The organism is Terrabacter sp. RAF57 (assembly GCF_052113925.1).
Classification (GTDB): domain Bacteria; phylum Actinomycetota; class Actinomycetes; order Actinomycetales; family Dermatophilaceae; genus Terrabacter.
The window spans coordinates 1-10,033 of record NZ_JBFRDT010000040.1 but is presented as its reverse complement, the minus strand read 5'-3'; the positions used below and the strand labels follow the sequence as shown (position 1 = coordinate 10,033).

Sequence of the window (10,033 nt, the reverse complement as noted above, 5' to 3'; positions counted from 1 at the left end):
ACCCTCAAAGGCGCCAGCTACCGGCTCCGCAACCGCGGCATCGACACGCTGCCCAGCATCAGAACCCAGGACACGGCAGACTAGAAACCACGAACCGGTGGCCTCGATTTAGAACGTCGGATCGGCCTCATTTTCGAGCGTTGTCGACACCGACCAACGTTTCCRCTGTTCAGAGGCCCTTCTAGCACTGGATGGCAGGTGAAGGATTGGAACCTTCGTAGCTCCCGCGACGGATTTACAGTCCGGACAGAGCTACTGCCTGGCCGGCATCGAGGCACGAACCATCTACGAATCCCCACGGATTCCCCACAGACACTCGATTTCAGCCGCCAACTGTGGAGTCGGCGCACGTGAGCCACGAGCCCGATGCGCCCCCTTTTCGGTCTCACCCTCGCGGTTGCTGCTTACCGGATCTGGCTCCCCTCTGTGCCAAGACGCTGTGGGGAGCACGGTTCTAGGGTGGGGGTGGTGGGTCCTGGAAGTGGCTCGTCCGAAGAGCTGGTGGGGGTTGTGAGCCGGGTCGCGCTGGAGTCAGAGTCGTCACCCTGTTGCCCTCCTCGGCCCGTTGTCATCTGCCGGGCCGTGGTCGGAGGCGATGGCCCGCACGAGCTCCTCGATATCTCTTCTGTGCATCCCGCGAGGTGTGCGAAGTGGTCACGCCGCCATCCAGGTCTTTGGGATGGGAAGACGATGAGGGACCGCGGATCGTCAAAGGGTCGGCTGCATTCCTCCGTCGATGACGAAGCCTGCTCCGTTGACGTTTGCGAGCTTGGGACTGCTGAGCAAGACCACCAGCGTCGCCACCTCCTCAGGAGTGGAGAATCGCCCGGTGGGCATCGCGGCGGCCGCTTGTCGCACGACGTCCTCGGGGTCGTTGGCGGTGGCTCTGCCTACCGTCGCAGCAACCCCGTGCTCGCCCTTCCACAGGTCGGTGGCAACAGGCCCAGGGTCCACGCTGTTGAACCGGATGCCCAGGGGCGCGTACGCCTTCGACAGGCTCTTGGTGGCACTGGCGAGGGCAGCCTTGGCCGCCGAGTAGTCGATGACGAGCGGGTCTGGCAGGCGTGCGTTGAGCGAGCCAACCGTGACAACCACGCCGGCGCCCGAACCCAGCATCACCGGCAGCACCTCCCGGATGAGCGAGATTGCCGCGAAGAGGTCGAGATCGAACGTGCCTCGCCAGTCGCTCTCGCTGATCTCCACGAAGCCGTGCGGACGCGCCGGCGCAATCCCGGCGTTGTTGACCAGCACATCGATGCGGTCGGCCACGGACACGAGCCGTCGCCGGACCTTCGCGTCGGTAACGTCGCCTTCCACGACCGATAGGTCTGCGGTTTGGCTCAGGTCGCCGAGCGCTGCTGAGGTACTGAGGGAGTTGGCGACGACGCGAGCGCCCTCGGCGAGGAACGCCTCGCAGATGGCGAGCCCGATGCCACGACCGGCTCCGGTGACGACTGCGGTCCTGCTGTTGAGATCGAGTTCCATGCGTCGACGCTACGAACCTGAGGCTGCTGCGCGCTTGCGTCAGGCGACTGCACTCCCGGGGGGCTTCCCCATCGGTCCCCCCGCCCCTACCAACAGTCTGTTGCGTCAGCGACGTAGGGCCGTCAAGCCGTTCACAGCAGTGACGGGTCACCTGAAGCGGCGGAGGCGCGCGATGATCCAGGCACGGGACCACCGCGAGCACGGCACCCGCCCAGAGATCGGGGTGTCGAGCTCTGACGTCGTCCCGTAACCGTTGGCGACGCCATCAGCGTCTCAAGCCGCCCCGGCAGGTCCGCAGCGCGGCACCGGCAGTGATTGTCAGCGGGAGGCGGATCGTGCCATGGGGTTGTTGACGCCGGATGCTAGACCTCGGTGCTGCGCCGGCCCCGGCAGCAGGACGTTCGCGTCCGGAAGGCAACCGTGCTGGAAAGGCCCAGCCCACAACGGGACTCATCCTTCCGGATACGGCAGGCCACTTCTCTACGGCTTGTCGTACGTCGGGAGTCGAGAGCCGCCGGTCTCATGTGCCGATGACCTGTTGGGCCGACGACTTGTGACCGTCACAGCGGGTAGGGGTGGCCCGCGCAGCCGTGTGCCGAGAGCAGTCGCATGACGCAAGCGCCATGAGCACCCGCCAATCGAGCATGAGCGAACTAGCAAACATCGACACGCGAGGAGCTGCCATGTTCACCCCTTACGACGGACTCGACCTCATGCCCATTGCAGGAACGTGGCGGTCCGGGTCGTCCGGTTCAGATCTGCGCAACACCAATCCCTACTCCGGTGAGCTGCTGACCGAGGGACGCCGCGCCGACGCGACGGACGTCGACACGGCCTACCTCTACGCGGAGAAGGCGCAGACGGGCTGGGCTGCGGCGAGTGCGGCCGAGCGGGCTGCCGTCTTCCTCCGAGCAGCACAGATCCTCGAGCAACGTCAGGAAGAGCTGATCGGCTGGCTGATTCGCGAGGCAGGCACCACAAGGATCCGTGCCCTCGTCGAGATCGGGATCGTCACGGCCACCACTCTTGCCGCGGTCACCCACACGACGCTCACCGAGAGGTCCGTTGAGACAGACGTCCCCGGCAAGGAGAACCGCATCTACACCCGACCGGCCGGAGTCGTGGGGGTCATCAGCCCGTGGAACTTCCCGATGTACCTCTCACACCGCTCGGTCGCACCGGCGCTGGCCGTCGGTAACGCCGTCGTCCTCAAACCCGCCGAGGACACTCCAGTCACTGGGGGGTTGCTGTTGGCGAAAGTCCTCGAAGAAGCGGGCCTGCCGGACGGGGTGTTGAGCGTCATCGTGGGCCTCGGGTCAGAGGTGGGCGACGCCATGGTGGAGCACCCGGTGCCTCGAGTGATCACCTTCACCGGCTCAACGCGCGTCGGCCAGCGGATCACGCAACGGGCCGGCGTGAAGCGGCTGGCCCTCGAGCTCGGCGGCAACGGCCCCTTCGTCGTCCTCGACGACGCTGACCTCGAGCGGGCAGTCGAAGCGGCGGTGTTCAGCAACTACTGGCACCAGGGCCAGATCTGCATGGCGACCAACCGCGTCATCGTCGACCGACACGTCCATGACGAGTTCGTCGAGCGCTTCGTCGAGGCGGCCGCTGCGCTTGTCACGGGCGACCCTGCGATTGAAGCGACTCAGATCGGTCCCGTCATCAACGACAAGCAGCTCCGCGCGATCCGCGACAAGGTCGACAGGAGCGTCGCGGCCGGAGCGACGCTGCTGCTGTCAGCTCCACCCGCGGGGCCGACCGGTCGAGTGATGCCGCCGCACGTCCTGCTCGGTACCAACGAGGTCGCCACCGCAGCCGAGGAGGTCTTCGGTCCGGTGGCGACCATCATCGCTGCCGACGACGAGCTGGATGCCCTCCGCATTGCTAACGATACGAGCTACGGCTTGTCCAGCGCGGTCTTCACCGGCGACATCGAACGCGGTATCCGCTTCGCTCATGGCGTGGAGGCAGGAATGACGCATGTCAATGACACGACGGTCCATGACGACGTCCATGCCGCCTTCGGGGGCGAGAAGCAGTCGGGGATCGGCCGCTTCGGCGGCGACTGGGTGCTGGAGGACCTGACCAGCCAGCACTGGGTGAGCGTCCAGCACGTCCGCCGTCCCCTCCCCTACTGAGGCGTCGGCCGGACCCAGGGCCGCTTTTCGACAGCGACGGCAGCACCTCCGGCTCCGGCGGGCCCTCGAAGGTGACGGTTCTCCTCCACGACGGCCCAGCGGAAAGGTGCGCCGGGGCGTCTCACCGCCCGCGGTGTGGATTACGACGTCGTACTCGACGTCTTCAGTCGTCGAGGTCATCAGGCGCCCAGAGGGACGGTTCGCACCACAGCGCCGGCCACGCCGTCGCCTCCGTGAGCGGGAAGGCGGCGGCTTTGCCGTGAGTTCAGCGCCGCGGCATCGGCGCAACACTGGCGCTTCGGCTCCATGGCGTAGTCGGCCGCGGCGCCATGGCTGTCTAAGGGAATGAGTCCATCGACGCTGTGCCGAGCAGCGATGCCGCTGCCTGACCGTGCGAGTCCAGCTCAGGTCCCAGGTCAGCTCGGCGAGGGTATTCGCGGTTGCGTGCACCTCGACGGGGAGCTCAACAAGCCCGGGTCGGGAAAGGGTGCGTCTCGACGACCTGTTGCGGTCACCACAACTTACGTGTGCTCGCGGCGCCGTTCTTGATTGTCGGCTCGGGCGCCTTGAAGATCTTGGACTCACGATAGGAGGCTGGCAGCCCCTTCTCACTTGAGTCAGTCGACTGCGCAGCGGGGAGGGGACGACCGACCGCCCATCGGTGAACTGTGCCGCGATCTGCCATCGTGCGCATGCACGCAGCGTTCGCATGGTTTGGGAGCGGCGTGCCGCCGCCGCGCCAGTGGACGCGACAGCGGCACGCCGCCACCAGGGTTTGCTGCACCTCGGGTCTCGTCGGCCTGAGCCCCGCCGGGCCTGAGCCTGCCGTCACGAGGTCCGGGTGGTCATGACACGGCTCGGGCCGCTTGCTCGACGATCTTCGTCACCGCAGCAGGATGCGACACCATGACGTCGTGCGCTGATGCCACCGTGGAGATGTGGGCACCCGCCCGTTCCGCCATGAACTGCTGCGCCGCCGGGGGGATGGCGTTGTCGGCTGTGGTGATGAGATCCCAGCTCGGAACGGTCCTCCAGGCCGGCTCACCGGAGGGCTCGAAGTTCGCCGTGGCGGTGAGCGGCCGCTGCGTGCGCGCCATCACGCCTGCTCGCTCTGCCGAGACATCACCGGCAAACACACGACGGAACGCGTCGAGGGCGATGTAGATGTCGACATCCTGGCCGCCCGCTGCGGCCGGGTTGGTGACCGGGCGCACGATCGTCGTGCTCGGTCCGAGCAGAGAGCCGGGGAAGCGTGAGGGATCAGCTGCCGAAGCGATGCTCTCGCCGGTGTCGGGCACGAACGCGCCCACGTAGACCAGCGCGCGCACGTTCGGCACACCTCGCGCCGCGTTGGTGATGACCGCGCCTCCGTAGGAGTGGCCGACGAGCACTATGGGGCCGGCGATGGTCTGGAGCACAGAGCGAACGTAGTCCGAGTCGGCGGTCAGGCCACGCAGCGGGTTGGCCACTGCGAGAACGGAGAAGCCGTCGCCGGTGAGCTGACTGATGCTCTGTGACCAACCACTCGAGTCAGCGAAGGCTCCGTGGACGAGCACGACCGTCGGCTTCGCACTCCCCGCACCCGTGGCACCGGCCAGCCCAGCGCCGGAGGCGGACGGTCGCCCGAGGGCGCCCCAGCCCGAACCGACGGTCGGGTGGCCCGTGGCACCCGTCTGGCCAGTGATTCCGATTGCGTGTGAAGAGCCTGGTGCGGCCCCGGCGAGCAGAGCCGCCAACAGCAGCGCCATCGCCACGATGACGTGCCTACGGCGCCTGGGTTCCTCCGTCACAAGGACGGTTGATGTTCGCGTCATGGTGTCCTCCAGCAGATATGCCGCGGGCCGAGTCGCCCGCTGTCAGCGAACGTAGGTGCGCCGCTAGCTCCCGGGCTTGCGTCAGGTGACTGCGACGAGGCGGGCAGCCATCCACCCCGGTGGCGTGTATCAACAACCTCGCAGACGCACGTCTAGGACATGCGAGCGCAGTCAAGTGACTCAAGCGGTCACGCACCGCCCGTGACTAGCGTCCAGGACCAGCACAACGCATACAGCAGTAGCGGCGGGCGGTCCGCCGGCGTCATCGACCAGGAGGGCACAGTGAGTCTCCCAAGCACCGCACATCGCGTGGTCGTCATCGGGTCGGGCTTCGGAGGACTATCCGCCACGCAGGCCCTGGACCACGAGGGGGTGGCCGTGACCCTCATCGACCGGACGCCGCACCACCTCTTCCAGCCGCTGCTCTACCAGGTGGCGACCGGCATTCTTTCCGAAGGGGAGATCACTCCTCCAACGCGAGAGGTCCTTCGCCGCCAGAAGAACGCCCGGGTGATCGTCGGAGAGGTCACCGACATCGACCTGAGCCGGCGCCTCGTCACCTCACACAGTGGCGAGCTGACCACGGTGACGTCCTACGACAGTCTCGTCGTGGCAGCCGGCTCGACGCACTCCTACTTCGGCCACCCCCAGTTCGAAGTGCACGCGCCCGGGATGAAGTCGATCGACGACGCCCTCCGCATTCGTGGCGCCATCTATGGAGCGTTCGAGACGGCTGAGCTGGTGAAGGACGACAGCGAGCGTATGCCATGGCTGACCTTCGTGGTGGTCGGGGCGGGCCCGACGGGCGTGGAGATGGCTGGTCAGCTCGTCGAGCTCTCGCGGAGGAGTCTCGATCGCAACTTCCGCAGCTTCGATCCGAGCACTGCCCGGGTGGTGTTGCTCGAGGCGGGACCTCAGGTCCTCTCGACGTTCGCGCCAAGCCTGTCGCGGCGGACCCTGAGAGACCTCACTCGCCTGGGAGTGGACGTCCGGCTCAACTCACCTGTCGTCGACGTGGACGAGCTCGGGGTCACAGTGCGCAGCGCCGACGGCTCGGGCACCGAACGTATCGAAGCGAGGACGAAGGTCTGGGCTGCCGGGGTGCGTGCGTCCCCGCTCGGAGGGCTCCTCGCGGACGCGACCGACAGTCCGCGGAACCGCGCGGGTCAGGTCGACGTCCTGCCCGACTGCAGTCTCCGCGATCGTCCGGAGGTCTTTGTGGTCGGGGACATGATGCACCTGTCCGTGCCGGGGGTGGCCCAGGTCGCCATCCAGTCAGGACGCTTCGTCGCTCGCCAGATCGTCGCGCGGGTGGAAGGGCGCCCGACCGAGCGCAGCATTCGCTACCGGGACAAGGGAAGTCTCGCGACGATTTCCCGCTTCCGCGCGGTGGCAAGCATCGGCCCGCTCCGCCTTGCGGGCACGATTGCGTGGCTCCTGTGGCTCTTCGTACACCTCATCTACCTCGTCTGCTTCAAGAATCGCCTGCTCGTCCTCATCCACTGGGTCATCAGCTTCCTGGGGCGTGGTCGGCAGGAACGTACAGCGCCTGCGCCGACGCCGCCCACCACTCACTCAGAGGCTCAACCCTCACTTCTACGAAAGGCAGCATCATGAGCACCAAAGCCACTCCGGTCGTCTTCATCCACGGACTGTGGCTGCACGCCACCTCGTGGGCACCGTGGGTCGACCACTTCCAGCGAGCGGGTTACCACGCCTCGGCACCCGGGTGGCCCGGCGTTCCTGACACCGTTCTCGAGGCTCGCGCCCACCCGGAGAGCATCGCCGACCACGGCATCGACGACGTGGTTGAGCACTACACCGCAGCAATCGCGTCCCTGCCAGTCGCACCGATTCTCATTGGGCACTCTTTCGGGGGCATGATCGCCGAGAAGCTTCTCGGTCTGGACCTGGCGGCAGGCGCGGTGGCCATCGACGCGGCGCAGATCAAGGGTGTGCTACCCCTGCCGCTGTCCGCGCTGCACGCGACGCTGCCGGTGTTTCGCAACCCCGCCAACAAGCATCGCGCGGTGTCACTGACCTCGGACCAGTTCCGCTACGGCTTCGGCAACGCCGTCTCGCGGGAGGAGTCCGACGCCCTCTACGAGCAATGGAGTATCCCGGCGCCCGGAAGACCGTTGTTCGAGGCGGCGGCCGCCAACTTCTCGATGCACTCCCCAGCTGCCGTCAACACCCACAACGATCACCGCGGGCCGCTGCTGCTCGTCATGGGCGGCCAGGACCGCACAGTACCGGAAGCGATCACCACCGCGACCCTCAAGCAGTACCGCCATTCGAGCGCCGTAACCGAGCTGCTCGAGTTCGATGATCGCGGCCACTCCCTGACCCTCGACCACGGATGGATGGAGGTCGCCGACGCCGTCCTCATCTGGCTCGAGAAGCACGGCCTCTGAAGCCAAGTCCCCGTCGCACCCTCCTTGAAAGGCAGGCAAACATCATGAACCGTGTACCGGAGTCCGAACTGACCCTCCTGCCCGGTGGGACCCTCATCACTGCCACAGCAGAGGAGGGTCGGGCGCTGGCGCTGGCCATAGCCCGTCACACGATCCACAACATCCAGCCAGACCTAGATGTTCTCGTCGCGGGACGCCCGCTCTATTCCACCGACCCGCAAGCCCTGATGCGCGCGGGCCACGTCGTCGCAGTCGAGTTCGCGACCATCGCGGCCGCGAACAACTACTGGCGAGAGTGACTCTGGAGGCCGCCGACCGAGCCGGCCACCCCCTCGGGGTTCGGCCTGGCCGCTGCAGGTTTGGTCAGATCTCCGGTTCTCCTGGCGGTCATCCTGTCGGCCACGAGTATGGGGATCCTCCCACCGATCTTGTTTGACGCCGTCGTGGCCGCGCTGGCGCCGATCCGCCACCTCTCGATCCACTTCTCCGAATCCCAGCTGAAGGGACGTCACCCGCATCGCGGCGGACGAGGCGTGGTGCTTGACCGACGAGACCCAGCGGCTGGTGTGGTTCGCGTGCGCCATCCTTTGTTAGGCCGACCCCGTGGCTCTGCCCTCCCGCGCCGGATGTTGGTGCGCACCGACTCGGCCTCTCATCGCACACAACGGGCCTGGGCGATGGGACTACGCAGTGGGATCATGCTGCCGTGGCGGCGCTCTCGAGTGGGCAGCCGCAGCAGGCAGGCGAGATCCTCGGGGACCTCAAGGCGGAGGTCTCGGACGTGCCGCCTACGGGCGTCGTGCGGACGGTGCGCTCCGCGCACGCCTGCGACGAGGTTTAGCCAAGCGCACCGGTTCGGGGCGGGGCGCCCCCTGGTATCGAGGGCGTCTGGACCTGGCCGGCGGCAGTTTGACTGCGGCGTCGGCGGCAGACCACGGCGTCACTGCCTCACCCGCAGTCCGCGCTGTAAACCTTCCAGGCGTTGACGCCGAAGGGGTGGGCCCGCCTGGCCGCGAGGGAGCTGCGCATCAGCGGAGTGCACGACGCCTCACGTGGCGGGGGCGACCCTGTAGTGGCTGGTGATCGCAATGCGGTTGAAGGCGTTGATGACGATGGCGACCCAGGCCACGGCGGCCGCTTGTGCTGGTGTCAGCGCCACAACGGGCTCGAGCTGCTCCGCCTGTGGCGAGCCGCTGACGTTCGTCACACGCTCGGCGAGGGCGAGGGCGTCACGCTCGAGGTCGTCGAAGTACGCTGTCTCACGCCACGCCGGGAGCACCGCGATCCGCTCGATCCTCTCCCCCTTGGCCAGGGCGTCGTTGGTGTGCATTCGGAGGCAGAAACCACAGCCGTTGAGTTGTGAGACCCGTATCCGGAGCAGTTCCACGAACTGCGGGGCGAGCCCGCTTTCTACGGCGGCCGAACCGGCCAGCTCGCTCATGGTCAGCGTGGCCTGGTAAAGCCGAGGCTGCAACGTGCCGAGGTTCATCGCGTGCTGGTGCATGACGGCTCCCTCTGGGTGGGTCTAGACAATGCGGGATGGTGACTCTTGTCTGGTGCGGTAGCGCTCAAGGACGGCGTACTCGGTGTAGCTCCAATCGGCGAAGCTGCCAGGTCGGAGGTCGAAGGCCTCTCCTGCGCCCACGAGAGACAGCTCCGGGTTGACCAGCGCTCTACGAACGCTCTGCACCAGAACGTCTGCGATATCAGCCTCGACCAAGGCCCCGTCGGCGGTGAATCCCGAACCCCTGGTGTGATTTCTGGCGGCTGTCGCGGACCTGTCGAGCAGCCGCGCGACACCGGCATGGTCACCGTCCCAGGTCGAGGGTAGCGACGAGAGGACTGCGGTCGGGTCAGGAAGCGGCTGCATGGATCCACGGTCGTGCGTGTGGGGTCCCCGCGCTTCAGTCATGCGACGTAAAGACCAGTGGAGGTCACTCGAAGGACAAGCCAAGMGCACTCCGCACCTAGGGGTACCGGGCCGCGTGACGTTGCCCGGGGGAGGATCAGACGTCGTGAGTCAGCCGGACTGTCGACAACGCTCGAAAATGAGGCCGATCCGACGTTCTAAATCGAGGCCACCGGTTCGTGGTTTCTAGTCTGCCGTGTCCTGGGTTCTGATGCTGGGCAGCGTGTCGATGCCGCGGTTGCGGAGCCGGTAGCTGGCGCCTTTGAGGGT

The 10,033-nt window shown here is 66.8% G+C and carries 8 protein-coding genes; 4 read left to right on the top strand and 4 right to left on the bottom strand.

Annotated features, from left to right (window positions below; genetic code table 11):
- Positions 1-708: 708 nt before the first annotated feature.
- Positions 709-1,485, bottom strand: coding sequence for an SDR family NAD(P)-dependent oxidoreductase (locus AB4Y83_RS22315; protein WP_442298224.1), 777 nt, complete (start codon positions 1,483-1,485; stop codon positions 709-711).
- Between the two features lie 683 nt (positions 1,486-2,168).
- Here AB4Y83_RS22315 and AB4Y83_RS22310 point away from each other — a divergent pair.
- Positions 2,169-3,626, top strand: coding sequence for an aldehyde dehydrogenase family protein (locus AB4Y83_RS22310; RefSeq protein WP_442298223.1), 1,458 nt, complete (start codon positions 2,169-2,171; stop codon positions 3,624-3,626).
- 845 nt (positions 3,627-4,471) lie between these two features.
- Here the strand turns inward: AB4Y83_RS22310 and AB4Y83_RS22305 are convergent.
- Entirely contained in the window at positions 4,472-5,374 is a 903-nt protein-coding gene (locus AB4Y83_RS22305) for an alpha/beta hydrolase (RefSeq protein WP_442298226.1), read from the bottom strand.
- A gap of 348 nt (positions 5,375-5,722) precedes the next feature.
- Here AB4Y83_RS22305 and AB4Y83_RS22300 point away from each other — a divergent pair, with 348 nt between their 5' ends.
- The 3 genes from AB4Y83_RS22300 to AB4Y83_RS22290 are packed head-to-tail and all read left to right on the top strand — an operon-like array spanning position 5,723 to position 8,153.
- Positions 5,723-7,057 carry an NAD(P)/FAD-dependent oxidoreductase gene (locus AB4Y83_RS22300; RefSeq protein WP_442298225.1) on the top strand — a complete coding sequence of 445 codons (1,335 nt, stop codon included), beginning with the start codon at positions 5,723-5,725 and terminating at the stop codon, positions 7,055-7,057.
- Positions 7,054-7,854: an alpha/beta hydrolase gene (locus tag AB4Y83_RS22295; RefSeq protein WP_442298222.1), complete on the top strand. Its 801-nt coding sequence runs from the start codon at positions 7,054-7,056 to the stop codon at positions 7,852-7,854. Before AB4Y83_RS22300 ends, AB4Y83_RS22295 begins: the two co-directional genes overlap by 4 nt.
- A 44-nt stretch (positions 7,855-7,898) precedes the next feature.
- Positions 7,899-8,153: a hexameric tyrosine-coordinated heme protein gene (locus AB4Y83_RS22290; RefSeq protein WP_442298221.1), complete on the top strand. Its 255-nt coding sequence runs from the start codon at positions 7,899-7,901 to the stop codon at positions 8,151-8,153.
- A 749-nt stretch (positions 8,154-8,902) separates the two neighbouring features.
- Here AB4Y83_RS22290 and AB4Y83_RS22285 read toward each other — a convergent pair.
- Both AB4Y83_RS22285 and AB4Y83_RS22280 read right to left on the bottom strand, forming a co-directional pair.
- A complete protein-coding gene (locus AB4Y83_RS22285) occupies positions 8,903-9,358 on the bottom strand; it encodes a carboxymuconolactone decarboxylase family protein (RefSeq protein WP_442298220.1) in 456 nt (151 codons plus the stop codon).
- A 21-nt stretch (positions 9,359-9,379) separates the two neighbouring features.
- A complete protein-coding gene (locus AB4Y83_RS22280; RefSeq protein ID WP_442298219.1) occupies positions 9,380-9,724 on the bottom strand; it encodes a hypothetical protein in 345 nt (114 codons plus the stop codon).
- Positions 9,725-10,033: the final 309 nt, after the last annotated feature.